Genomic DNA, 1,503 nt, shown 5'->3' on the forward strand with positions numbered 1-1,503 from the left:
CTGAGAGACATCCCAGGAGCTGAAATGTCAAGCCGCAACGTTCTCGGCGTGATGCGACCAGGCGGTCGCCTCGTCGTAGAGGGTGCCGGTTGTGAGGCAGCCGTGCAGGATGCCGACGAGCCGGTTGGCGAGTTGGCGCAGGGCCGGGTTGTGGCCGGCGCCACGGGCTCGTTGCCGGTCGTAGTAGGCGCGGGCTCCGGGGGATCGCAGGAGTGCGGTGAAGGCTTGTGCCATCAGGGCGTCGATGAGCCGGTCGTTGTGGATGAACCGGGCCAGGGCGACCTTCTTCTTGCCGGAGGCGCGGGTGATCGGCGACGTGCCGGCGTAGTTCTTGCGGGCCTTGGCGGTGGCGTAACGGACGGGGTCGTCGCCGAACTCTGCGAGCACCCGGGCGCCGAGCACCGGTCCCAGACCGGGCTGGGAGGAGATGATCTCAGCGGCCGGGTGCTGCCCAAAATAGGCCTCGACCTGCCCTTGCAGGGTCTTGACCTGGGTGCTGAGTACGGCCAGGACCGCGATCAACGCCTGGATCGACGCGGCGTAGGCGCCGGTCACGATCTCGGGCTGACCGAGGTGCTCCGCGCGCAACGCGGCTTGGATGGCCGCGGCCTTGTCCGCGACGTTGCGGCGGCGGGCGCGCTTGAGCGCGGCGCTGATCTGCGCGGTCGTCAGCCGGGTGGCCTGGGCCGGGGTTGGTGCCATGGCCAGCAGTTCCAGCGTGTCGGCGGCGTCGAGGTCGTCGAACGCGACCAGCGCGGCGGGAAAGTAGTCCCGCAGGGCGTGCCGCAGCCGCTGCGTATGGCGGGTGCGTTCCCAGATCAGGGTCTTGTGGGTGCGGGCCACCACCTTGACCGCCTCCGCCTGGGCGCTGTCGCCGGCGACCGGGCGCAGCTGGTGGGAGTGGGTGCGGGCCATGTCGGCCAACATGTGCGCGTCACCGGCGTCGCTCTTGGCGCCGGAGACCCCCATCCGGTCACGGAACCTGGCTGCCTGCAACGGATTGACCGCCAGCACCGCATACCCGGCCGCGACCAGCGCCGCGACCCACGGGCCTCGATCGGTCTCGATCCCGATCACCACCTCCGCATCCTCGTCGCCGGCCTCGCTGAACTGGTCGCCGATCATCGCGTGCAGACGGGACATCCCGGTCACGCCCTCGGGCAGCCGGGCCTTGGCCAGCCGGCGACCCGAAGCATCCATCAACTCGATGTCGTGATGGTCCTCGGCCCAGTCATCTCCCACAAACAGCCGCAACGGTCCTCCCGCCCTCGATCCCGATCATCCTGCGCAGCCAGCGGGAGAACCATCAGCGACCTAATCAAGCAGTGCTTCCCGCCACGAACACGCGAGGCACGACATCCCAGCAGCGATCAACTCTCCCGGCCTACCAGCAGGGGCACGGTCTCTCAGCAGGACTCAACGTCCAGGAACGATCAGTGCTCACCTGCCGGCCGGCTACCACCAGGAGTGTGCCGGATGACTCACTCCCAGAACTGATTAGGA

Annotated in this window: 1 protein-coding gene; it reads right to left on the reverse strand. The window is 68.7% G+C overall.

From position 1 onward, the window contains the following. Positions 1-27 precede the first annotated feature (27 nt). Positions 28-1,254: an IS110 family RNA-guided transposase gene (locus EV186_RS38650; protein ID WP_133854531.1), complete on the reverse strand. Its 1,227-nt coding sequence runs from the start codon at positions 1,252-1,254 to the stop codon at positions 28-30. Between the last annotated feature and the right edge of the window lie 249 nt (positions 1,255-1,503).

Source organism: Labedaea rhizosphaerae, assembly GCF_004362825.1.
Classification (GTDB): domain Bacteria; phylum Actinomycetota; class Actinomycetes; order Mycobacteriales; family Pseudonocardiaceae; genus Labedaea; species Labedaea rhizosphaerae.